17 protein-coding genes and 2 riboswitches are annotated in these 24,596 nt (G+C 31.3%); all 17 genes read right to left on the bottom strand.

Going from position 1 to position 24,596, the window contains the following annotated elements; all coding sequences use genetic code 11:
• Nucleotides 1–113: 113 nt before the first annotated feature.
• Nucleotides 114–560 (bottom strand): YaiI/YqxD family protein, encoded by a 447-nt coding sequence (locus RSD37_RS08450; protein WP_346946283.1) that lies wholly within the window; start codon nucleotides 558–560, stop codon nucleotides 114–116.
• A gap of 2 nt (nucleotides 561–562) precedes the next feature.
• Nucleotides 563–1,918, bottom strand: coding sequence for a glucose-6-phosphate isomerase (locus tag RSD37_RS08455; RefSeq protein ID WP_346946284.1), 1,356 nt, complete (start codon nucleotides 1,916–1,918; stop codon nucleotides 563–565).
• Nucleotides 1,919–2,342: 424 nt separating this feature from the next.
• Nucleotides 2,343–3,317, bottom strand: a complete 975-nt coding sequence (locus tag RSD37_RS08460) for a hypothetical protein (protein ID WP_346946285.1) — start codon at nucleotides 3,315–3,317, stop codon at nucleotides 2,343–2,345.
• Nucleotides 3,318–4,163: 846 nt separating this feature from the next.
• A complete protein-coding gene (guaA, locus tag RSD37_RS08465) occupies nucleotides 4,164–5,693 on the bottom strand; it encodes a glutamine-hydrolyzing GMP synthase (RefSeq protein ID WP_346946286.1) in 1,530 nt (509 codons plus the stop codon).
• Between the two features lie 140 nt (nucleotides 5,694–5,833).
• Nucleotides 5,834–7,288, bottom strand: coding sequence for an IMP dehydrogenase (guaB, locus tag RSD37_RS08470; protein ID WP_346946287.1), 1,455 nt, complete (start codon nucleotides 7,286–7,288; stop codon nucleotides 5,834–5,836).
• Nucleotides 7,289–7,621: 333 nt separating this feature from the next.
• A riboswitch (purine riboswitch) is annotated at nucleotides 7,622–7,719 on the bottom strand.
• Between the two features lie 208 nt (nucleotides 7,720–7,927).
• Complete coding sequence (locus RSD37_RS08475; protein WP_346946288.1) at nucleotides 7,928–10,885, bottom strand: VWA domain-containing protein; 2,958 nt, start codon at nucleotides 10,883–10,885, stop codon at nucleotides 7,928–7,930.
• 41 nt (nucleotides 10,886–10,926) lie between these two features.
• Nucleotides 10,927–11,430: a prepilin-type N-terminal cleavage/methylation domain-containing protein gene (locus tag RSD37_RS08480; protein WP_346946289.1), complete on the bottom strand. Its 504-nt coding sequence runs from the start codon at nucleotides 11,428–11,430 to the stop codon at nucleotides 10,927–10,929.
• Between the two features lie 19 nt (nucleotides 11,431–11,449).
• On the bottom strand, nucleotides 11,450–13,555 hold the full coding sequence (locus tag RSD37_RS08485; RefSeq protein WP_346946290.1) for a hypothetical protein: 2,106 nt from the start codon (nucleotides 13,553–13,555) through the stop codon (nucleotides 11,450–11,452).
• A gap of 32 nt (nucleotides 13,556–13,587) precedes the next feature.
• Nucleotides 13,588–14,499: a type II secretion system protein gene (locus tag RSD37_RS08490; protein ID WP_346946291.1), complete on the bottom strand. Its 912-nt coding sequence runs from the start codon at nucleotides 14,497–14,499 to the stop codon at nucleotides 13,588–13,590.
• Nucleotides 14,486–15,736, bottom strand: coding sequence for a hypothetical protein (locus tag RSD37_RS08495; RefSeq protein WP_346946292.1), 1,251 nt, complete (start codon nucleotides 15,734–15,736; stop codon nucleotides 14,486–14,488). The genes RSD37_RS08490 and RSD37_RS08495 overlap by 14 nt, the downstream gene beginning before the upstream one ends.
• A complete protein-coding gene (locus RSD37_RS08500; protein ID WP_346946293.1) occupies nucleotides 15,723–16,298 on the bottom strand; it encodes a PilN domain-containing protein in 576 nt (191 codons plus the stop codon). The genes RSD37_RS08495 and RSD37_RS08500 overlap by 14 nt, the downstream gene beginning before the upstream one ends.
• Nucleotides 16,299–16,306: 8 nt before the next feature.
• Entirely contained in the window at nucleotides 16,307–17,680 is a 1,374-nt protein-coding gene (pilM, locus tag RSD37_RS08505; protein ID WP_346946294.1) for a pilus assembly protein PilM, read from the bottom strand.
• A 302-nt stretch (nucleotides 17,681–17,982) separates the two neighbouring features.
• Nucleotides 17,983–18,468 carry a type II secretion system protein gene (locus RSD37_RS08510; protein WP_346946295.1) on the bottom strand — a complete coding sequence of 162 codons (486 nt, stop codon included), beginning with the start codon at nucleotides 18,466–18,468 and terminating at the stop codon, nucleotides 17,983–17,985.
• Nucleotides 18,469–18,967: 499 nt separating this feature from the next.
• Nucleotides 18,968–20,173 (bottom strand): type II secretion system F family protein, encoded by a 1,206-nt coding sequence (locus RSD37_RS08515; RefSeq protein ID WP_346946296.1) that lies wholly within the window; start codon nucleotides 20,171–20,173, stop codon nucleotides 18,968–18,970.
• Nucleotides 20,174–20,191: 18 nt separating this feature from the next.
• The gene (locus tag RSD37_RS08520; protein ID WP_346946297.1) at nucleotides 20,192–21,880 is read right to left on the bottom strand and encodes an ATPase, T2SS/T4P/T4SS family; all 1,689 of its coding nucleotides are present in this window, start codon (nucleotides 21,878–21,880) and stop codon (nucleotides 20,192–20,194) included.
• Nucleotides 21,881–21,978: 98 nt separating this feature from the next.
• Nucleotides 21,979–22,716: a prepilin peptidase gene (locus tag RSD37_RS08525; RefSeq protein ID WP_346946298.1), complete on the bottom strand. Its 738-nt coding sequence runs from the start codon at nucleotides 22,714–22,716 to the stop codon at nucleotides 21,979–21,981.
• A gap of 93 nt (nucleotides 22,717–22,809) precedes the next feature.
• A riboswitch (cyclic di-GMP riboswitch) is annotated at nucleotides 22,810–22,893 on the bottom strand.
• A gap of 216 nt (nucleotides 22,894–23,109) precedes the next feature.
• The coding region (gene groL, locus RSD37_RS08530) for a chaperonin GroEL (RefSeq protein ID WP_346946299.1) at nucleotides 23,110–24,596 on the bottom strand (1,487 nt) is incomplete at its 5' end.

A 24,596-nucleotide genomic window follows, 5' to 3' on the forward strand; every position in this document is an offset into this window, starting at 1 on the left:
TAACAAGACATATTGTTGTATATTCCCTATAATTTATTAGACAAAATCCATGAAAAAAAACACTTGCAGAATATATTTCTACAAGTAGTCTATTAATTCTATTCTATGGTTAGCTATTCATCCATTAAGGTTCTTTCAGCAAGCTTTATAAGATTATCTCTAAGGCTTATATTATCATCTTCACTTCTTTTTTTATGCTTACCAGTCTTACCCCCACTACGTCTTACCTTAGCACTAATATGTCTTTCAAATAATAACTTATCTATATTATTTTCAGAAAAAACATATCCTTTCGGGCTGATTGCATAGGATTTTTTACCTAGTACCATGGCAGCTACTCCATAATCTTGTGTTACAATAATATCGCCTTTCTTAGCTTCATTAGCAACCTTCATATCTACAGCTTGAAATCCACTATCCATCACAATAACCTCTCCATACTCTGAAGTTATTACATGATGTATATCACAATATATTTTTAGAGGAATATTATACATTTTTGCTACTTCTTCTATTATTCCTCTTCCTGCACATCCATCACCGTCTACTATAATTGCCATAGCTATTTCTCCAACTTCTCAAGAAGATTCTTTTGAAGTTCCTCATATCCAGGCTTTCCAAGTAGTGCAAACATATTTTTCTTGTAAGCTTCTACCCCTTCTTGATCAAAAGGATTTATTCCAAGTAAATACCCACCTATTGCACAAGACTTCTCAAAGAAGTATATAAGTTCTCCAATTACCTCAGTAGTTAACTCTTTAATATTTATAAACATATTAGGAACTCCACCTTCTGTATGCGCAAGAGCTGTTCCCTCCATAGCCATTTTATTAACAAAATCTATAGTTTTTCCACTTAAGAAGTTAAGACCATCTACATTTTCTTTATCTTCTTTTATAGATAATTCTACAGGCACTTTCTCCACATTTACTACTGTTTCAAAAATGTTTCTTCTTCCATCTTGAATATATTGACCCATGGAGTGTAAGTCTGTAGAAAAGTTAACCGATGCTGGGAATATTCCTTTGCCATCCTTACCCTGACTCTCTCCAAATAATTGTTTAAACCATTCACCAAAATACTGAAGACAAGGTTCATAGTTAACAAGTATCTCTGTAGTTTTTCCCATGTTATATAATAGATGTCTTATAGCTGCATATTTATAACAAATATTTGTATTCACATCCTCATTTCCATAGGCTTCTCTTCCATTTTGTGCACCCTTTAACAACCCATCAATATCTATCCCTGCAGTTGCAATTGGAAGTAATCCTACTGGTGTTAAAACTGAGAATCGCCCTCCTATATCATCTGGAATAACAAAGGTTTCGTAACCCTCTGTATCTGCGAGCTTCTTAAGTGCTCCCCTAGATTTATCTGTGGTTATAAAGATTCTATTTTTAGCTTCTTCTTTTCCATATTTATTTTCAATTATTTCTTTAAATACTCTAAAGGCTATTCCTGGCTCTGTAGTAGTTCCAGATTTTGATATTACATTTATAGCAAAATCCTTACCCTCTATAACACTTAAAAGTTGTGATAAGTAAGTTGAGCTTATGTTGTTTCCTGCAAAATATACTGCTGGAATTTTTCTATTTTCATCAGACATATTATTAAAAAAGTTTCCTGTAAGAGACTCTATGACAGCTCTTGCTCCAAGGTATGATCCACCAATTCCTATAACAATAAGAACCTTAGAATTTTCTTGTATCTTCTTAGCTGCTTCCTTTACTCTTTGAACTTCCTCTTTATCAAAATTAACAGGTAAATCCATCCACCCTAAAAAGTCATTACCTGCACCACTTTTATCATGTAAGACCTTATGTGCAGCGGCTACCATAGGATTAAGATTATTAATCTGACTCTCGCTTACAAATCCCCCAAGATTTCTAAGTCCTAAGTTTATAGCTTCTGTCATTTATATCACCCTCCTGTATTATAGTGTATTTATAGCATTAAAAATAAAAACCTATATATAGTATAAACACTAATACGCATTATACCCTTTTTCTTAAAATACTGTACTATTTCTCTACTAGCAGTATACATTATTATGCAATTTTTTTCAATTTTATGTATTTATCAATTAACATATTAATTTTTACTATTATATAGAATGAATATTCATCTTATTTATCTAATGCACTCATTTAAAATAAATAACCTCTGAAATTAATCAGAGGTTTAAATTATTATTTTAAATTAAATTGAGATTTCATATCTAGCTTTCCAAATGAATGTCAATTCCCAGTCTTTTGTTGCAAATACAAGCTTCATTAAAATTGTTAAAATATTAATGTTGAAATAGCTATTCCTAATAAATTCTATTATTTATTATCTACTCAATTAACTTTGGTAACCTGTAAAACTTGTGTATTGTAATCAGCATAGGCTTCTACAGTATTTATAATTAACCCACCAAAAGCATTTCTACCTCTATATTTCATATATAAGGTTATACCTTTTCCTTTTTCTATACTTTGTGTTGTTTCTATATGCTCAAAACTTTTTGGATCATTCATATTTTGTTTTATAAGATCCACAAGATTATAATTTGAACCGTCCCAAGGACTAAACTGACTATTTACCCAATCATCAAAATCCTTTTCTGCTTTAACCTTAGCATCTGCGATAGCTTTAGCTTGTACTTCTGCATCAGCTTTAGCTTGTACTTCTGCATCAGCTTTAGCTTGTACTTCTGCATCAGCTTTAGCTTTTGCATCAGCATCTGTTTTTGTTTTATCTTCGGCTACTTTCTTTGCATCTGCTATTTCTTTAGCCTTAGCGTCTTCTTTGGCTTTAGTATCTGCTTCTTCTTTAGCTTTAGCATCTGCTTCTTCTCTAGCTTTAGCATCTGCTTCTTCTCTAGCTTTAGCTTCAGCCTCTTCTTTAGCTTTAGCTTCAGCTTTTGCTTGTGCTTTAGCCTCTGCTTTTATTTTATTAACTTCTACTTTTTTCGCTTCAATTACTGTATCATATTTAGATTTCGCAACATTATATTCAGCAGAATGAAATGAATCAATACCACCATATACTATCATTCCTATAACAAACAACAATGAACACCCAAGAATAGTGAATATTAATTTCTCTTTCTTAAATAAAGGTATTTTCTTTCTAATAGATTGCAATAAAATGAATACTGCTGGTAATACAAAACTTATAGCAAAAAAACAAAAATTACTTAACCTATAAATCAAAATATCTTTACTAGATGTTGAAAATGATGGCACTTCAAACAGCATAGCTATAGTAAGTAATACCGCAAATATCAAATATGTAATTTTTAATGTCTTAATAATTTTTTTTACTAACAAACCAATTCCTCCTTAATCATTCGCATAGTCATATTATACTAGGCGAACATTAACAATGATATAGTAAATGAAGGGTCTTAATCATTCACATAGTCATATTATGCTATGTTATTCACAAAATACAAACTTTTAACATTATTCTTAGACTGAACCTTTAATTTAAACCATCTTTCATCCAACCAAATACTAATTTACAATTGAGTTAAATTTTTATTTCTTGTCAAAATCGAATCATTACAAAATCCTTGGAGTTGCAAAAGGGTCTAAGTATGTATTGGCAAAAACTTCAAAATAGGGGGGTGAGGTGAGATTGATAATATCCCCATTAATAACCATTGCATAGTACCAATGAAAAAAGAGTATCCATTATTGGACGCCCATTATTTTTGGCTCTCATATTCTTTAACCAATTTGTAGAAGATTGTTTTCTTTAATCCTAATTGGTCGTTATATATACTTGGAAATAGATACTCTTCTGCATTGCCACCTCTAAGTTGTATATACTTCTCTAATACTTCTGCAAGTGAATTACTACCTCGACTTCTTATTCTTTGTGTGGTTTACTGCACCTTTAGATATGGAATATAAAAAGGTGTCTATGATTAGCTTTTAAAAATCCACTAATCACAAACACCTAATAAAACTCTCTATTGGTTTATATTACTGCCTTGAAGCCACCTAAGCCTATTCCCCACTCGCATGTGCTCAGTAGCGTATCCTTCACTTAACCAAATATAAAATTCGGAGTAAAAGTTATAGCCCTAGGTAATTTCTTACCTAGGGCTAAGTTTGGGTGTGATTTTATTTAAACATATATAAATGTTAAATACTAATTTAAAATGTATTTTATTCCCACTCAATAGTTGAAGGTGGTTTTGAAGTTATATCATAAACAATTCTGTTTACTCCGTTAACTTCATTAACAATTCTTCTAGATACCTTATCTAGTACATCATAAGGGATTCTTGCCCAATCTGATGTCATTCCGTCAGAAGATGTAACTCCTCTTAGAGCTACAGTATGGCTATAAGTTCTTTCATCACCCATAACTCCTACTGATTTTATATTAGGTAAACAAGCGAAGTATTGCCAGATTTCACTTTCAAGACCAGCTATAGCAACCTCTTCTCTGAATATAGCATCTGCTTCTCTTACTATGTGTAGCTTCTCATCTGTAATATCACCAAGTACTCTTATTGCAAGTCCTGGTCCTGGGAATGGCTGTCTCCATACTAAATCATGGGCAATTCCAATCTCCTCACCTACAGCTCTTACTTCATCTTTAAATAATTCTCTTAATGGTTCGATTAGTTCAAATTCGATATCCTCTGGAAGTCCTCCAACATTGTGGTGACTTTTTATTGTAGCAGAAGAATTTGTTCCACTTTCTACAACGTCAGCATAGATAGTTCCTTGAACTAGGAAATCCATTTTACCAAGCTTATTTGATTCTTCTTCAAAAACTCTTATGAACTCTTCTCCAATGATTTTTCTCTTTGTTTCTGGATCAGAAACTCCTTTAAGTTTTCCAAGGAATCTATCTTGAGCATTTACTCTTATAAGGTTCATATCGAAACCTTCTCTGAATATCTTCTCAACTTGGTCTCCCTCATCTTTTCTAAGTAGGCCATGATCTACGAATACGCAAGTTAGGTTTTTACCTATTGCTTTATGAACAAGTACTGCTGCTACTGATGAATCAACTCCACCTGATAAAGCACAAAGTACTTTTTTATCTCCAACTAATTTTTTAATTTCTGCAATCTTCTCTTCTGCAAAAGCTGACATTGACCAGTCACCCTTAACTTCACATACATTGTATAAGAAGTTTCTAAGCATTGCTGTTCCAAATAGAGTATGTTGAACTTCTGGATGGAATTGAACTCCATAAAGTTTTCTCTCTACATTTGCCATAGCAGCTATTGGACATTGATTTGTATATCCTATGATTTCAAACCCTTGTGGTGCGCTTTCTATGAAATCTGTATGACTCATCCAGCATTGCTTTTCAGTTATTCCCTCAAATAATGGGTTGTTTTGTGCTAATTCAACATCTGTCTTACCATATTCTCTAACAGTGGCAGTTTTAACATTTCCACCTAAAACATGAGACATAAGTTGTGCACCGTAACATATTCCAAGGATAGGAATATTAAGTTCGAATAACTCTTTATCTACTCTTGGAGTACCTTCACCATATACACTGTTAGGTCCACCTGTAAAGATTATCCCCTTTGGATCTAATTCTTTTATTTTTTCTACAGAAGTACTATATGGAATTATCTCACAATATACTCCATGTTCTCTTACTCTTCTTGCTATTAATTGATTGTATTGACCACCGAAGTCAACAACTAATACTAATTCTCTCTTCATATATATAAGCTCTCCTTAAGTGACACTCCAAATCTGTAATTTGGCTAGTGGAACTTACTTCACCGAATAAACATGAGGTGAAGTTACCTGTTCAATGTCTACATTTTATTTATTTAACATATATTTTAGTTTAACGTAAATTACTGGTTAACGCTATAGTTTGGAGCTTCTTTTGTTATTACTATATCATGTGGATGACTTTCTCTAAAACCTGCTGAAGTTTGAATTACAAAGTTTGCAGTTTCATATAAGTCAGTTAAAGTTGCTGATCCTAGATATCCCATTCCAGAACGGATACCACCGATTAATTGATATATAGTATCTACTACAGTTCCTCTGAATGCAATTCTTCCTTCAACGCCTTCTGGTACTAATTTCTTATTATCTTCTTGGAAATATCTATCCTTACTACCATTAGCCATCGCTCCTAAAGAGCCCATTCCTCTATATACTTTATAGCTTCTGCCTTGATACATCTCAATTTCACCTGGTGCTTCTTCACATCCAGCAAACATTGAACCCATCATACAAACCTTCGCTCCAGCAGCTAGTGCCTTAACTACGTCTCCAGAATATTTTAATCCTCCATCAGCTATAACTGGTACTCCTGATTTCTCAGCTTCTTCAACACAATCCATAACTGCTGTAAGTTGAGGAACTCCTACCCCTGCAACTACTCTTGTAGTACAGATAGATCCTGGTCCTATACCAACTTTAACACAATCTGCTCCAGCTTCTATTAATGCTCTTGTTCCACCCGCTGTTGCAACATTACCTGCAATAACTTGAAGTTCTGGATATTTTGTCTTAACCTCTCTTACTGCATCTATAACGCCCTTAGAATGTCCATGAGCTGTATCTATAGTTATAACATCAACGTGAGCTTCAACTAAAGCATCAACTCTCATCATCATGTCTTTTGTAACTCCAACTGCTGCTCCACAAAGTAGTCTTCCTGAAGAATCCTTTGCTGCATTAGGGAATTTAATAGCCTTCTCTATATCTTTTATTGTAATTAAACCTTTTAGATTAAATTCACTATCTACTAAAGGTAATTTTTCTATTTTATGCTTTGCAAGAATTGCCTTAGCTTCTTCAATACTTGTTCCTTCTGGTGCAGTTATTAAATTTTCACTAGTCATAACTTCACTTATTTTTTTAGAATAATTAGTTTCAAAAACTATATCTCTATTTGTAATTATTCCAACTAGTTTACCATTCTCAGTTACTGGCACTCCAGATATTCTGTATTTTGACATTATGCTTAATGCATCTTGTATTATGTTATCTTTTCCTGTTGAGAAAGGATTTACAATTACTCCATTTTCTTGTCTTTTAACTCTATCAACTTCACTAGCTTGTGCTTCGATTGACATATTTTTATGTATAATGCCAATTCCGCCTTCTCTAGCCATGGCGATTGCCATCTTAGATTCAGTTACTGTATCCATTCCCGCACTCATTAATGGTAGGTTTAACTCAATTTTCTTAGTTAAGTTAGTTTTAAAAGTAACATCCTTTGGTAAAACCTCTGATTTATTTGGAACTAATAAAACGTCATCAAACGTATATGCTTGCTTCAATATTGTTGCCATAATTAAAAACCCTCTCCTTCTTCTTTTTTATATAAAAATTATCAATGTTTTGATTATATAAGTTGTAATAACTAAATTACACAAAATTTAAAACGAGAAAAACATGCCCACTTTACCTTATCCTATTCATAAGCAAAACTTCTCAATTTCTTGAACCTGTCATATTGCTTTGAATATTAGAAACTCATTCTCGCTTTCCTTGAATGAGTAAGTTTCACTGACTAAATCACATCTTATATAAGTTAGAATACCTAAATTAGATATTTATATTCATATTTAAGATTTAGAGTGTCACTTATAAGTAAAATTAGCATGTCCATTTGTTTGCACAAAAAATACATCTATTTTACTCATAGTCAGAAATTATCGGTTTCTGGTAGATACTCCTTGCCATATTCAAGGTATATATGAGTGAATTTTGTTAATATTTATTAATTGATTACACCTATTTTATTTAAAATAAGCCTTTTTGTCAAGGATAATTTTCATGTATACCTTTGCTGTTATAAATAGCAATAAATTTCTTCATTAGAATATACAAATAAGATTTATTCGCATATTTATTTGCTTACAATAAAGCTTACTGTAATAATTTCAGTCATCACAGTAAGCTTGTTTTAATTGGCTTATATTCTGGGTCTAGAATAAATCTGGAAGGTTATCCTCTCCAACCTTTACTGTAGCTGATTCTTCACTACCATCAACACAAATCATATTTGTGTAGGTACCTATTTCTACTGGTAAAACACCGCTATACAGAACAACTATATCGTCTTTTTCCTTTACACCTTCTGGTAAGGTGTATGAATATCCTAAATCTAAATGTTCATTAGTCATTTCACCTAATAACTTAAGGCTTCCATCTTCAGCAATTCTATAAACCTTTGGTTTGCCTACTACTTGTATATTTTTATCAATCTTAAGTCCTATAGCTGCTTTATTATTATAAGTTTCAAAGGCAGCTGCAAAGGTTACACTTGATTCCTTTGCTAAAGTTCTTTCTACTGTATCTATAATTATAGATTTTTCTGTACCATTAACCCCATTATAAATACCATGTTTAATATCTTCTTGTGCTGAAACTAGTATAGTTGGAGTTACTATATTCTTTTTCAAAGGATTTCCTATAAGACTATTATAAGTAATCTCATTCTTATCTTTAAATATATGTTTGCCATGCTTTGTTGGTTTAATCACAAAGGATACTTCAAATGGATTTGATTTATACTCACCATTATCATAGATATACTTAATCTCAGGCAAGTTTAACACATAGTTATTTAATGGGTTATCCTCTACCAACTTAAGCCCAGAAACCACTTTTAATTCATCACCTATATTAAAATTCAATTTAGCCTTTGAAAATACATATGACATATAGTTATTAACGGATATTCTATCTTCAATATCTTTTATTATTTTGCTTTGTATATCATTATGGTTTCCACCATTATTAGGAATACTAATAAAATAATCTTCCTTATTTCCACCTAATTCATTATGAACATCTTCTAATCTTTTATTAATGCTATTAGGCGATTGTATTTCTAGACTTATAACATTATAATTTTTTGCCTTCAAGGTTTCTATTTGCTCTTCAGTATAGATAACATCTCCAGACGATATTAATATGACGAATTTATTAGAATCAACTCTTCCTGATGATAAAACCTCTATTGCCTTTTCCATAGCAAGTCCTATGTTTCTCTTATTAGACTTAGTAACTTGAAGCTTACCTATTTCCGTCATCATATTGTCATTACTTCCAAGTCCTATAGTATTAATAATAGCTTCATTATAAGTTACTAATCCATAGTTCACTTTGTCATTTTTAGAATCCAATTTTTTTAATAAATGATTAGTTAGTCCAGTCTTAATTTCTTTAAGGATATGCTTATCATCTAGCCCTTGTGATAAATCCATTACAATAGCTACATCCTTCGGTACTAGCTTTCCTTGATTATCTTGGAACCGAAAGCTTTCAGGCTTAATTTCATAAGTTACTGTCACATCTTGATTAATTAAAGCTAGATTAGTTGTATCCCCTATTAGTTTAGCTTCTATATTAGGCAACTCATTATTTATTATACTTATTGGTAATGAATTTACCTTGTCTACAGTTATTATCTCACCATTCCATGGAAATTTCACTTGAGTTTCGTCAAATAACTTATTATAGTCTCCAGCATTATTCCCCTTAATTATAAACTCAAAATTTACGGGCTCTGCTTTATATGTTACTCTTCCATTGTTAAGTACGCCATCTGTAGTATACATAACACTGTCAACACTTGCTATATTCCCACCTATACTTAGTTCAAATCCTGATGTAAGGTTCATCTCCATTTCTATATTACTTATAGCATAGGTTTTAAGTATTTCCGTAGCTATCTGATCAAATACCTTATCTATAGCTCCATCATCTGATGCAAAAAAGTTACTTTCTCCTCCACCCATTGACCCATGAATTTTCTTTAAAGTTTTATTACTATTACTATTTGTATCTCCTAATCCATACCCAATAGAAAATACATTATTAGCGGTCTCCTTGATAATTCCACCTATTTGGGTTGCATATGAAACTGCTGTATCATCAGTTCCACTACCTGTGCCAGCAAATCTTGGGTTTGTCTTATCTATAGTTTTATAAAAATCCTTTTGACTTGATGCTACTGAATAAAATGTTGGTAATCCATCGGACATCAAAACTATAGTTTTATTCGCATTGGAATCACCATTTTCAAGCATGTATTCAGCCTTTCTTAACCCGTCACCAGTATTGGTTCCTCCCAAAGCCTCTAATCCATCTATCATGGATTCAAGCCTGCTATCATTTATGTCTAGAAATGGAGCTTCAATAGATTTATAATTTGGAATTTGATGACTACTATTACTACCTAAGCTTGTAACATTTTTATAAGGATTGTTATTATCCTTTCCATTTGGATTTACAGCAGCTTCACTTGAGTATGCAGCTATTCCAATCTTTAAGTTACCTTCATTCTTCATTTTTTCCACAAAGCTCTTAGCTGCTTTTTTTAGTTCTGATATTTTTGTTGTATTTGTTGAATGACTACCTTCTTTGTTGTGTTCTATGCAATAATTATCTACAATGTTATGGTTATTATAATTTGAGCAATGCTTTGGTTTATTCCAATCCCAACCCACATGTGAGCTATGCTCATAACAATACCAATAATAATAACCCCCTCTATCCTTTTGTATCCATCCAATATTACACTCTTTATCCTCTTTACAATCAGTCTTCCTATGAATTGTACAATAATTATTAACTCTCTCATTTGTACATTCAACTTGTATTGTATCTTCCATACTTCCCGATACATCCAGTACTAAAACAATCTCCTTACTTGGTACTTCTGATTCAAAAGGCTTAGGCGTTATAACTCCTTTTACAGTAATATCTTCACCTATTTTTGCAGGATTTGGATTTACTGATGTTATATTAACATCAAAAGAAGGCTTATTTGTCACTTCTGCCTCTGCACTTATAGTTGTTTGTCCTATTAAAGTAGCTCCTATACAAATTACAAGTACTATTGATAATAAAAACTTGTAATTAATTTTTCTTCTCACACTATCTACCCCCTTAATTATTGGTAGCCTTTATAATGTATTTATTTCAGATGACTATTTCTAAATAAAAAACCTTCTTCTATGGAGTAACTTACCCCATCTTTTTCTAATGTCAAGTTCACGTCTATGTTTTTTTCTTTGTTTCCTGAAACTTTTATAATTTTTGAATTCGAACATATTGTTTTACTTACTATCTCTGTACCATCAGCGTTTTTTTCTATTAGTGTAATCTGAGGCTTGTTTATATTAAACATGGCTCCATCTTCAATTATTGCTCCATCTTCATCTACTAATGAAAAAGTTATTGTATTCGGATCTATCGATGTATCATATTTCACCTTTGTAGCTGACATTGCATACTTTGAAATTGCATCCATTACAACCTTTGCCTCGTACTGTAAATCTGACTTTATAGTTACTTCATCTAATTTTTTTTCATTTGCAAAGAAAAATGAAAAAACAAATGCAACAATTACTGATAAAAGTCCTAGGGCTATAACTAATTCTATTAATGTAACGCCTTTTTTACTTTTATAAATACTCATAGTTTATAACCCCCTTAGCTTACTTTTCTAATGTCCATTTTTCTTTACTAATTATATCTGCAGCCGTAATAACTCTTTCTGTAATAAGATTTTCTCCTCTGACGAAGATAAAATCTAGTACCCCTTTATTTTCTTTTCTACTTATTTCATCTGGTGTTAGTTTATTTATTAATCCTACAGTTCCGCTTTGGTTATTTAAATTTATATCCTTTAAGGAAATAATAGTACCATTATACCCTGCTGAGCTCTTATAGTTCACTACACCCTTAGTAACTATCACATACTTGTAGTTACTATCATATGAAATCTTCCCATCAGCAATAGGTTTTTTATCTTTGTCTAAAATAGTTATATTTTTCTCATCAACTTCTACAGTTCTCTCATCTTCATTATTTAGAATAACCTTTATATCTCCTAAATCTATAATATTACCATGCTCAGCAATTAAGATATCTACACCATTCCAATTAACTTCACTAGCAACAGTATTCTTAGGACTTCCATATAAAAAATCTTCAGTTAAAGTCTCTTCTTTATAGTCATCACTATTCATATAATATACTGATTTCACAAAGTCACCTTTAAACTTAAATATATCACCATTCTGTTTTTCAACAGTAGCCATAGGTTTATTAATTGAATCATTTGAAATGTATGCTCCAGCTGTGTATGTATTGTTTACTGGAAGTGAAATACCTTCAGTTCTTAATTGTATGTCTTTGCTATTACTATACTCTTTAAAATAATTTGCTTTTTCCTCTATGGTTAATTTTTCACCCTTTTCATTCTTAGTTACTAATACTAATGGATTTAAATATTCATATTGATATTTGTCGTATAGTATATTCCCATCTTTATCTATTACTGGTTGAGTATACGCCTTATAATTCCCTTTTAATGCCACTGATTCACCTGTTTGATAAGGAGTTGTATTGGTCTTAATATAAGCAGCACCCATTATATAAGCACTTCCCTTAAGGGTTAAATTCCCCTTATTATTAGGCCAATTCATTGAATTTATTATTATAGAACTAGATTCTCTAACTTCTTTTTCATTTTCTATATTCGATTTAACATTAATATCGTTGAAACCATATAAATTATTTATATTTACTTTAGCATCACTAGAGCTAATAACTAAGTCATTTGCTAGATACACATTAGCATTGTCACCATTTAACTCTATCTCACTAGTCTCATCAGCATTTTCTAGGTTTCCTAAAAAAATATTTTCTGCAAACACATTGGTATCAATTTGTTGTCTATTGGAATCTTTATTTTCAAAACTAACACTTCCTCCATCTACAGATATATTAGAAGATGTATTAACTTGTCCAATAAAATCAACATTAGTATTAATTATCTCTATTCCACCTTTATATTTATCTACAGTAGGATTCATTGCAATTTTATCACTTCTAGTTCCTTGTACCCAAACATTCCCTTCTACTATCATGCTCGTCTTATTTCCATAATTGTTCTTAATAATAAGGTTCTCATCTGTAGCTATAGAATAATTTAGAATATTTGAAACCTTACCATCTGTTTTATCTATAATTTTATAATCATCTGGTACTGTAAGTGTATACGAAACACTAACGATTCTTTCTTTACCATTAATATCTGTATAAGATGACGTAAGTTTAGCAATTTTATCACCTACACTGTTAGTCAATGTTTCATCGCTATTATTATCACCATCAGCTAATTTATCTTTTAATTTGCATGTAACTACAGCTTCATTATCTGTAACTCCATACCTTCCTGTGACCTTATTAGCTACTATACTCCCTAGACTATCTACAATATATTCTGTATATGCAGCTTTAAAAACTTCATTTTGATCTTTTATTGTTATATTCTTATTTGATTCTTGTGATATTTTAGAATTTACAGCTTCTATTCCTTCACTAATTCCATCTTCAACCACCTTACTCATTTTAATATAAGCTTGGTCAATTCCTGATTCTGCAGAGTATAGATTTTTCACTCTATCATTCTCTTCTATCCTTAGCTTATAGTTTGCATAGGTTGTCCCGAGCATAACTACTCCTAAAGTTGATAGTATACCAAATATAGCTATTACAAGAATCATAGATGAACCTTTAGTCTTTCTTTTTTTCATCTTCTACCCCCTATCATCTAATGTAGATTGAATTATTTTATAACATCAAAGCTCATAGTTTCCACTGCTTCATTATTCTTTTTCGCTTTTAGCTCTACTGAATAAATCCTTGTATTTTTTACTTCGCTATCTTTAAGTATCCCTGTTATTAATTCTAACTGACCCTTAAAATCTAATAGAGTAATATCATCTCTCTTAGATGATTCACCCTTTTTATATAGGTAAACTTTCATCTGTTTTGTTGCACTCTCATTATTTATACTAACCTTTAGATCATTTTTTTCATCATCTAAACAAATTAGTAATGCATTATTCTCAGGGCTTGCAATATTAATTTCATTTTTAATTTCATTTTTAATTTCATTTTCACTTTCACCATACACCATATTTATTTTTCCAGTATCATCCACCTTGATAGCAATAGAATCACCTTTTACCGCTAGATACCCAGCTCCCTTATTTAATGCAGTTTCTATTTTACTACTTGCATCTGATACAGATATTAAACCATTATTAAAGTATATAGCCCTATCGATTAGTTTTTTATTATTCTCATTACTACTAGTGACTGATTTCAACCTTATAGTTCCTTCTATAGAAAACCCTTTGTCATTTTCACTACTAGCAACCGCATAAGTAGCTTTAGATTCTTCATCCACAACTATATCTTCAGTTCTTGTAATTGTAACTCCATTATCTAATGTTACGTTTTCTCCCATAGTTTCTGGCAATTTGTCAATTAACTTTATATTCTCCACAGTATCCTGAAGCAAAGCTTTAGCCTGCTGCTTATTTTCTGTCATTTTATTTATTTTTACTGAGCTTAGTATCATATTTGAAATTGGTATAAGAAGTATTGAAATTAGTGCAAAGCTAATTATTACTTCAAGTAATGTAAAACCTTTTTTCTTTGTTCTTGGCTTAGTATTCTTACTTGTTAACATAATCTACCTTTCCTTCTGTTATTACCTTTACTCTTGGATTTGATTTATCATCGTCTAATATTGTCACTGCAACTTTTTTATTTGTTTTATTTATAATCTTCACATTAGCAGCTACCTTATCATTAATATCAATTCGTGAAGATGAGTATATTCCTATTTCTATATTACCTTCTTCATCTTTAATCTCTGTGCCAGTTTTAGTGTAATCTGAAGGATAGCTTGATTTAGGCGTTTTATACTTAAAGTAACACTTTCCATTATCTTCACTTACTTCAATCTCTACATCTATTTTCTCATTTTCATCACTATATACATAGGTTTCCTTAGTTGTATCATTAGCTTTTCCTACTGTAATGCTTGGAAGATCTGAATTTACACTCTTTAATGACATTATCAATCCATATCCATCTTTCTTTTCAATTTTAGAAGTAGATAATGCTCCACTTCCCTCTAAGAATGGATTTTCTTTTCCATACTTTTCAGTAGTTGGCCATTTTAAATATTCACTATCCTCACCATTAACTTTAGGAACTGAATAGAATTCTAAATCTAAAGAACCTGACACTTCATCTGTTCCTGAAGCAGTTAAAGTTATGTTTGGCATAGCAATAAGTCTTTCATACTCTGATACTAATTCTACGAACTTCATAGACTTAATATATGTTCCTGTAAATGAGATTGAAACCTTCATTTGCTCAACTAATAATCCTGCTGTAGAAGCTGTAGCTTGGGCATCTTTTTCTGCTGCTTGATCATCACCCAACTCCTTAGCATCCTCAAGTTTCTCTTTCACTTCTTCCTTTGTTGGTTCCTTATCCGTATCTTCAACTATTTGTTCTAAAGACGGTTGAACTTTTTCTCCTTCTTCTTCCCCTGAGAAATAAGCTTCAATAGGTGCAACTGTTATCTCTGAAAAAGATAAGTTACCTTTAATTCCAGCCTTATTTAATAATTCATTTATTTCAATTATAATTTTTTCTTGGGAAAGCTTTGGATATAGCAACATAGATTTTGAACTTATATTACTATTTAAAATCTTTATATCCTCTTTATTCTTTAAAAGAGTATTTATATTTACCTGCATATTTTCATATTCTGTATTTAGAGTTTCCGCTTCTAATCTAAGTCCTTGTAATTTTGCATGTTGATTTTCATAGACTAATTTATAATATCCAGTGCTTACAATAACAAGAGCTAGTACAACTAATAAAATTTTTTCTCTTTTACTTATTTTCATTATAGTACGCCTCCTTAAGTTTACAAGTTATAGTAAAACTGAACACCTCTTTAGTGTCATCATTCAAATCTGACATTATGCCACCAATATGAGATTCTTCTATGAATTCAACTTCATTAATATTGTGCTGAAACTCTGCAATCGCTTCTCTATTTGTAGCTGATGCGCTTATCTCTACAACGCCTCCTGTAAAGCTCATAGATTTAAAGTAAACTTCCTTAGGAATCGTATAACTTATCCTATTTATAAAGTCTGGACTTAATTTATTTCTATCACTTACGGAAGTAAATATCTCATTTAGAGTGTCATTATAGCTAGAAAGATCTTGCTTCTCCTTAGCAATCAATAAACTTTCTTCATAATTCTTTTTGAAAGTTTCTTCATTAATTTCACTAGTAAGCTGTGATATAGAGTTCTTTGCTTTATATATTCCATAAGTATTCATTCCTAGAGTTCCAACTATAGTTATTCCAACCACTGTTGCTACAACTAAAATAAACTTTTTAACTACTACGTCATTCTCTTTAGATGTCTCTACGTGAAAAAAATTTAAATCATTCATATCTTCACCTACAATCTTATTAATGCACCAATGGCATTAATATACTCTTCAATAGTCTTTGTGTTTGAACTCTTATTAAATTCTATATTATCTACGGTTATAATTTTTGTAGCATCAATTTCAGTTCTAAATGCAATATACTCATCTAACCCCTTCAATTTCGAAGTACCACCATGTAAATATATATGAGTAATTTTTTTGCCATTACTTTTGTTTGTATAGAACTGTATTATTCTATTTAAATCAGCTAACCAATCATCGATAATATCTACAACTCCATTATTCAAATCATCCTCTATTCTATTTATTCCAAGGTCAATCTGTGTAGTTTTTATCTTTTCCGCTTCTTCAAAGGATACCTCCTGAGCACTTGCGATATACCTAGTAATTTCAGATCCTCCTACTGGCATAACTCTTATAAACTCAAGATTCTCTCCGTTAATTATTGATAAATTTATATTTTCGCTTCCTAAGTCTAAATACATAGCTGACTCTTCTTTATCTATTAAATCAGAGTTAAAAACCTTTGCCATATTCTTAAACTTTCTCACAGAGTTGTTTGTTATGTCTAAGGAGTATGGATTCAACATTAAACTAGATATTAAACTTCTATAGGAATCAATGATGTTCTTAGGATATATAATAGCGAATAACTTCTGCTTTCTAACATCCTCAACTATAACTTCTTCTAACTTCATAAATTGAACTACATAGTTGTTTAAGTTTATAGCTAGGAATTGCTCTATTTCATAATGGACTAGGTTCCTTAACTCTTCATGATTTTCCACGTAAGGAACTACTAACTCTCTGCTTATAATTGTTGATGAAGAAGATACTATAGCTACATTCTTAGCTTTCACATTAGATTTACTCATAAATTCCTTTATTCTAAAGGAAACAGCATCTTCGTTATAAATGTTTCCATCCTCTATAATATCCTTAGGAGATTTTATCTTTTCCATATTATAAACTTTTATCTTACCATTTTTAACTTGTCCCTCAACTATTTTGATTTCACTAGAACCAATATCTAAAGCCATTAGTCTAACACTCTTTGGCTTAGAAATTTTCTCTTTTTTATTGCCTGTTCCACCATTGCTAGCTCTCTTAAATTTAAAATCCGTAAGTTTTATTTCTTTATTCCAAATGGACTCCTTTTTCTTATCTCCAAACTCAATACCCTTGTGATAACCTTCTTTATTTAATAAAGTTCCATTATGTTCCGATACTATGTTAACTTCAATATCCTTACCATTTATCTCTTGGCATTCCTCAACCTTATTCCTATTGAATAAACCCAAAACCAACACTTCCTCTCCCATGATTCTTAAACATTTCTTGTTTCTTACTTTTCCATCTATTATTACTACAGTTTTATACATTCTTCATTTAGTTTGTACAAATTGTATAGTTTGCTTTCTAATTTATGATTATTTTCTAGGAAATACTTTATTTTTAGTTATGTTTCTACAATGATTAATCCTTATATGTTATCTTTCTTATGTATTTGATAAGTTTTTTGTAATAAAACTTGTCAATTTTATATTACTTTTACTTTGCTTCTCTGTTCCACACATTTTTAAATTTTAATTACTTCTTGTCTGATTTTATATTTTATCTGTAATTATTAAAATATAAGTGCAAAGTTTTGAGGCTTTACACTTATATTTTGAAGATTTAATTACTATTGAGCTGTAGATACATTTACACTTCCATCAGTTATTTCAATTACATATTTAGTTGAAGCCACTTTGCTTGTAACATCTTTACCATCATCTTTAGTAGTTACACTAGTTTTCCCTTGTGGTGCATTAATATCTTTAAGTGCTTCTTTAATTTTATTAAGTGCACTTCCATCAACGTCAACTCCACCTGTTGGTAATAAAGTATCACCCGAAGTTGTTGGTACGACTTCTTTATCCGAACCTTCACCTGACACTGTTACTGTCACTGTACCGTTACCAGTAATTGTTTCATCAGAAACTAACATTAAAATTGTTCTTTCAATAGTTTCACAACTTTGTTTATCAGCCTTAACTTTAGAGTTATTTCTTACTGCTGCAAAATTCGGTATAGCTATTAATGCTATAATTGCCATTACTGCTAAAACTATAATAAGTTCTATTAGTGTAAATCCTTTTTTCTTTTTATTGTTTGTTCTTTTAATCATTTTACATGACCTCCTAATTATTTTTTATTTATTTCTAAAGGGTTTCCCCTAATTAGACCTTTTATTTAATTTTGACTACGTTTTAGATGATTGTTGATATTTGACTTCAATATTTTCTGAGCATAACACCATTTGCATAAGTGAGAATCTAAACCTATGATTTAGTTCTTTGAACTTACTCATTCAAATGCATATGAGAATGAGTAAGTTCAAATGCATATGAGAATGAGCTTCCTCATTTCACTTGGGCTATGGGAAGGGTAAAATCGTTAGGAACTACAACCTGTTTGAACGTATGCGAGTTGTTGTATTTTAGATTTTGGCATTACCAGAGCCTTATATAAAGTAACTCATTGTCACATTTGTTCAAATGAGTAAGTTCCACTGACCAAATATAAAATTTGGAGTGTTACTTAAATCAAGGTTCCGAAACGGTTTAGCGAAGATAATATGAAGTCTTTATCAACATTAGTTTAAAAGATAAACTTGTTTTATTTAACTACATTACGTTAAACATTTCAAACATAGGAGTTAGGATTGAGATTATTAAGAATCCAACTATTATTCCCATTACAACCAACATTACAGGCTCTAGTATTGTAGTAAAGGCCTCTATGGCTCTTTCTAATTCTTCGTCATAGAAGTCTGCTGTTTTAGTTAAAATATCATCTAATGCTCCTGATTCTTCTCCTATTTTTATCATAGAAGTTAGCATTACTGGGAATAACTCTGATTTCTTTATGGCATCAGATAGTGGTTGTCCCACTAACATATCTTCTCGTACAGCTTTTAGTTTCGTATGGGTATATTTATTTTCAAGGATTGCTGAGACAACCTCTATGGAATTTGATAGTGATAATCCAGCCCCAAGTACTGTAGATAAACCTCTTGAAAACCTTGATACTATAACCTTTTGATTCAAATCCTTAAATAGGGATTTCTTTATCTTGAATTTACTGTACATATATATACCGTCATCAACTTTAGTTGTGTAATATTTAAAGCCTACAATAATTCCAACTGCTACAAAACCTATTAATAATCCATATCGTCTTATTCCATCGCCCATTGCTAATACAAACTGTGTCATGGCTGGAAGCTCTGATCCTGCTGATTCAAACATGTCCATAAACATAGGCATAATGTAAGTTAGTATAAATACTACTACAAATAGTGTTACAACTCCCAATATTGCTGGATATATTAAAGCATTTTTAACCTTTCCATTCATCTTTGTTTGTTTTTCATAGTAAACCGCCATTCTATTCATAATTGCATCCAAGGTACCACTTTGCTCTCCAACTTCTATCATACTAATTAAAAGTTGTGGAAAGTCATCTTTATACCTACTCATCGCTACAGATAACTCTTCACCCTTTCTTATATCTTCATTTACTTTTCCCAATATATCTTGAAGCTTTTTATTAGGAATCTGTTCTGATAGAAGGTTTATGGCATTAGTTATGGATACACCAGCTTCTATCATTGTGGCAAGTTGCCTACAGAATATAGAGATATCCTTGGTATTAATTTTTCCACTTTTCCCAAATATAATTTCTTTACTTCCTATAACTTCATCAATTAAAAGAGGAGAATATCCATTAGATAACATAACATTTAAAACTTCATCTCTTGTTTTGCCTTCATGTATACCCTCTATGATTTCACCCTTAGAGTTTATAGCTTTATATTTATATTTTGCCATAATACTATTCTCCTTTCCCTATATGCTGTCCATAAAGATTATCTTCATCATCTCATCCACTGTAGTCTCTCCATTTGTAACTTGTTCTCTACAGCTGTCTGCTATAGTTTTCATTCCTTTTTTAATAGCCACATCTCTAAGCTGATCTGAGCTATTAGTTTTAATAATAATATCTTTCATATCTCTATCTATGTTCATTATTTCATAAATACCTAGTCTTCCACTATATCCACTATACTTACAAGTAGCACAACCTTTTCCTCTATGTAATATAACTTCTTCATCGTTATGAATATGAAGAAGTTTTTTCTCTGCTCCATCTGCCAGGTATTCTTCTTTACAGTTTGGACATATTCTTCTTACTAGTCTTTGAGCTATTACACCCTTTATAGCTGTGGCTACAAGGAAAGGTTCTATCCCCATATCTATTAATCTTATCACTGAGGACGGCGCATCATTAGTATGAAGAGTGCTTAATACTAGATGACCTGTGATAGCAGCTCTTATTCCTATTTCTGCTGTTTCGTTATCTCTCATCTCCCCAATCATTACTACATCTGGGTCTTGTCTTAGGATAGATCTCAGTCCTGCTGCAAAAGTTAGTCCTACCTTAGGATTTACATTGACTTGATTTATTCCTTCCATGGAATACTCTACTGGATCCTCAACTGTTACTATATTTTTATTTGTATCATTCAGCTCATTTAAAACAGTATATAGAGTTGTAGATTTACCACTTCCTGTAGGTCCAGTTACAAGGATTATTCCATGAGGCGAAGATATTATATACTCCAATTTGTCCATATCATCCTCAGACATTCCAAGATTACTTTTCCCGATTTTATAATTACTTCTATCTAGTATTCTTATAACTACCTTCTCACCTGTTATAAGGGGTATTATAGATACACGCATGTCCACATTCTTGTTATTAATCTTAGTAACTATTCTTCCGTCTTGTGGAATCCTTCGCTCTGCTATATTAAGATCAGCAAGAATTTTTACTCTAGTTACTATTCCTGGAAGTACATCAATATTTAGTGATGATATTTCCTCTAATTGACCATCAATCCTGTATCGTACTCTTATATATTTTTCATAGGGCTCTATGTGTATATCTGAAGCCATTTGTTCCACTGCATTTTTAAGCAAAGAATCCACAAGCTTTACTGTTGGTGCATTTTTAACATCATCCATTTTTTCAATGTCTTCAGCTTTATTTATAAAGGTTCCTCTTGCTCTAGTAATCTCTTCTACAGCACTCTCTACATTTCTACCTGAATAATATCGCTCTGTTACCTTTTTAATATCAACCTTTGTAGATATATACGGGACAACTCTTAAACCCGTTGTTATAGCTACATCATCCATAGCAAATATATTTAAAGGATCTGAAATGGCAACTTTTATTATTCCATCTGCTGTATAGAAAGGAAAAAGCTCATGTTTTTTACATAATCCCTCATTAACTAATTTTACAGCTTTTACATCTATATCAATATTACTTAAAGTAACCCTTTCAATTCCTAACTGTTCTTTAAGAACCTCTATTATAATTTCTTCAGATACAATTCCTTCTTCAATTAAAAGTTCTCCAATTTTCTTTCTCTTTACCTTTTGTAATACTAAGACTTCTGATAATTGAGATCTGGTAATCTTATTTGCTTTTACTAATAAATCTCCTAATCTAACGGTATTTCTTGCCATACTTTTCACCTCTCACATCTCTCTATAAATATATATTTCCCTTATATTAACTCATTTAGATTCGCCCTATTAATTATTTAGATAATGACTTTAATTTCTTAAATAAACCTTAAAATATATTCTTCTCCAATTATTAAAACTATATATGCTCCAATTGCTAGGCTTGGTCCTAACGGCATGTACTCATCTTTAGTCTTCTTTTTCAGAAGCATTACAGCAATGGCAACTGCTCCCCCTACAATAAAGGATATTAGTATAAAATATATTTCTAACTTCCAGCCTAAAAATAATCCACATAATACTGCTATTTCAATATCTCCAGCACCCATACCACCAGTGAAATAATATATAGCTCCTATAACTACAAGACCAATTAAAGCTCCTATAAAATAATTACTTATGTTATGAGAATACATTGCCTTTTCAGCTATAACAAAAATTATACCTATAGCCATCCCCATGTATACTACACTGGAATATACATCACTTGTGTCATAGTCTATTAATGCAATTACTATTAAAAATAAAACCAAAGCAGAGTATTTAAAAAAGCTTAATGTAATTCCATACCTTATATAAACTCCCACTAATAACAATCCAGTCAAACCTTCCACTAAAGGATATCTCTTTGAAATTTTATTTCCACAATATCTACACTTGCCCTTTAAAAACAAATAACTACCTATTGGTATTAAATCAATCCAACTTAATCTAGTATTGCAGCTTCCACAATGGGAAGGTGGGCTTATTAAGGACTTATTATTTGGAATTCTATAAATACATACATTTAAAAAGCTTCCTATTATTATTCCATATAAAAACACTATTAAAATCATAATACCTTGTTCCTTTACACTAATATAAATAAATTAATATTATTTAAATTTTTACTTCTTATTATAAAAAGATACAAAAAAAGACTAAATCTCAAAAAATTTAGCCGGTTGTACCATTAACTCAGCATATTCCAGGTACCCAAATAAAGAATTCGCTTCATCGTTTCTATAGTTAATTTAATTTTGCTTTCAATTGATAATAATTATCCTATTTACAAATATAATAGCATATTCTATAATATTTTAATACATAAATCTACTATATTTATGTATTTTATTACATTTTTTTATATTTTCGTCTATTTAAGTAATATAAATTCTCACCGTCCCTTATAAACAGTAAAAAACTCCCATGAAATATCATGGGAGTACTATTATTTTTATTTTTTAACCTTAATACATTCCGTCCATTCCCATGCCTGGCGCTCCTGCCATTGGTGATGGGTTCTTTTCTGGAATATCAACCACTGCTGCTTCCGTTGTTAAGAATGTAGCTGCTACAGACGCTGCATTTTGAAGTGCACTTCTTGCAACCTTAGTTGGGTCAACGATTCCAGCTTTAATCATATCAACATATTGATCTCTTAAAGCATCATATCCTATCTCATTAGATGTATTCCTTACTTTTTCAATTACTACTGAAGCTTCTGCTCCTGCATTTGTAGCTATTTGTCTTAATGGCTCTTCAAGAGCTCTTTTTATAATATTCATTCCAACTTGAACTTCTGGAATATCAGAAGTTAACATAGAAACTGCTTCTATTGCATTGATGAAGGCAGTACCACCACCAGCAACTATACCTTCTTCCACTGCAGCTTTTGTAGCGGCAAGTGCATCTTCTATTCTTAGTTTTCTTTCTTTTAATTCTGTTTCAGTAGCTGCACCAACTTTAATTACTGCAACTCCACCTGCAAGTTTTGCAAGTCTTTCATTTAATTTTTCTCTATCAAACTCAGAAGTTGTATCTTCCATTTGCTTTCTTATTTGGTTTACTCTAGATGTAATATCTTCTTTATAACCTTTACCATTAACTATTACTGTAGTTTCTTTAGAAATCTTAACACTTTCAGCTTTTCCTAACATGTCAATAGTAGCATCTTTAATGTCGTGGCCTAATTCTTCAGAAATAACAGTACCACCAGTTAATATAGCTATATCTTGAATCATTTCTTTTCTTCTATCACCGAAGCCTGGTGCTTTAACAGCAACACATGTGAATGTTCCTCTTAATTTATTTACTACTAAAGTAGCTATTGCTTCTCCTTCAACATCTTCAGCTATGATTAAAAGCTTTTTACCCTGTTGAACTATTTGCTCAAGTATTGGAAGTAATTCTTGTATATTAGATATTTTCTTATCAGTTATTAAAATATATGGATTATCAAGTATAGCTTCCATCTTATCTGTATCTGTTACCATATACGCACTTAGATATCCTCTATCAAACTGCATTCCTTCAACAACATCAAGTTCAGTTCCCATAGTTTTTGATTCTTCTACAGTGATAACGCCTTCGTTTCCAACTTTATCCATAGCTGTAGCAATTAACGAACCAACTTCTTCGTCTGCTGCTGATATTGCCGCAACTCTTGCGATATCTTCTTTTCCATCTACTTGTTTAGAATATTTTTTAATTTCTTCAACTGCTACATCTACAGCTTTTCTTATTCCAGTCCTTAGTAACATTGGATTTGAACCAGCAGTTACATTTTTTAAACCCTCTCTTATTATAGCTTGTGCAAGTACTGTTGCTGTTGTAGTTCCGTCTCCTGCTACATCATTAGTCTTGTTTGCAACTTCTTTAACAAGCTGTGCTCCCATATTTTCATAAGCATCTTCAAGTTCTATTTCTCTAGCTATAGTAACACCATCATTAGTTA

It is taken from the genome of Clostridium sp., from assembly GCF_036646415.1.
Lineage (GTDB): Bacteria > Bacillota > Clostridia > Clostridiales > Clostridiaceae > Clostridium_J.

What these genes read in the sequence shown, in the direction of transcription:
- RSD37_RS08510 (WP_346946295.1), bottom strand. Translation starts at nt 18,468, where the DNA reads ATGATTAAAAGAACAAACAATAAAAAGAAAAAAGGATTTACACTAATA.
- RSD37_RS08490 (WP_346946291.1), bottom strand. Translation starts at nt 14,499, where the DNA reads ATGTTAACAAGTAAGAATACTAAGCCAAGAACAAAGAAAAAAGGTTTT.
- RSD37_RS08450 (WP_346946283.1), bottom strand. Translation starts at nt 560, where the DNA reads ATGGCAATTATAGTAGACGGTGATGGATGTGCAGGAAGAGGAATAATA.
- RSD37_RS08495 (WP_346946292.1), bottom strand. Translation starts at nt 15,736, where the DNA reads ATGAAAATAAGTAAAAGAGAAAAAATTTTATTAGTTGTACTAGCTCTT.
- pilM (WP_346946294.1), bottom strand. Translation starts at nt 17,680, where the DNA reads ATGTATAAAACTGTAGTAATAATAGATGGAAAAGTAAGAAACAAGAAA.
- RSD37_RS08500 (WP_346946293.1), bottom strand. Translation starts at nt 16,298, where the DNA reads ATGAATGATTTAAATTTTTTTCACGTAGAGACATCTAAAGAGAATGAC.
- RSD37_RS08480 (WP_346946289.1), bottom strand. Translation starts at nt 11,430, where the DNA reads ATGAGTATTTATAAAAGTAAAAAAGGCGTTACATTAATAGAATTAGTT.
- RSD37_RS08455 (WP_346946284.1), bottom strand. Translation starts at nt 1,918, where the DNA reads ATGACAGAAGCTATAAACTTAGGACTTAGAAATCTTGGGGGATTTGTA.
- RSD37_RS08515 (WP_346946296.1), bottom strand. Translation starts at nt 20,173, where the DNA reads ATGGCAAAATATAAATATAAAGCTATAAACTCTAAGGGTGAAATCATA.
- guaA (WP_346946286.1), bottom strand. Translation starts at nt 5,693, where the DNA reads ATGAAGAGAGAATTAGTATTAGTTGTTGACTTCGGTGGTCAATACAAT.
- RSD37_RS08485 (WP_346946290.1), bottom strand. Translation starts at nt 13,555, where the DNA reads ATGAAAAAAAGAAAGACTAAAGGTTCATCTATGATTCTTGTAATAGCT.
- RSD37_RS08525 (WP_346946298.1), bottom strand. Translation starts at nt 22,716, where the DNA reads ATGATTTTAATAGTGTTTTTATATGGAATAATAATAGGAAGCTTTTTA.
- RSD37_RS08520 (WP_346946297.1), bottom strand. Translation starts at nt 21,880, where the DNA reads ATGGCAAGAAATACCGTTAGATTAGGAGATTTATTAGTAAAAGCAAAT.
- guaB (WP_346946287.1), bottom strand. Translation starts at nt 7,288, where the DNA reads ATGGCAACAATATTGAAGCAAGCATATACGTTTGATGACGTTTTATTA.